Genomic DNA, 219 nt, shown 5'->3' with positions numbered 1-219 from the left:
GAAGCTCTTGCCCGGGAAACAAACTCAAACTAACAGTCCCTTGTCCTGCCTCGCGGGTGGAGGAATTTGACTGACCACACCCGGAGGAATTTGAAGTGACCCGCGGGGATAGTAGACCGTGCTGCGAGCCAGCTTCAGGACCTTCGCCTGGCGCACGATAGAAAGATCATGATCGCGGTCGATCATCGCTTTGCGCTCAGCAGGCCCGCCTTGGTGAGC

The 219-nt window shown here is 58.0% G+C and carries 1 protein-coding gene; it reads right to left on the bottom strand.

What is annotated here, in order from left to right; translation table 11 throughout:
• Positions 1-24: 24 nt before the first annotated feature.
• Positions 25-219: hypothetical protein (locus QJT78_RS52850; RefSeq protein WP_281461016.1), on the bottom strand; the 195-nt coding region annotated here is incomplete at its 5' end.

The sequence above is a fragment of the Bradyrhizobium sp. Mp27 genome (assembly GCF_029953005.1).
Classification (GTDB): domain Bacteria; phylum Pseudomonadota; class Alphaproteobacteria; order Rhizobiales; family Xanthobacteraceae; genus Bradyrhizobium; species Bradyrhizobium barranii.
Note: the sequence above shows the minus strand (reverse complement) of the source record. Positions and strands in the feature narration are given on the sequence as shown.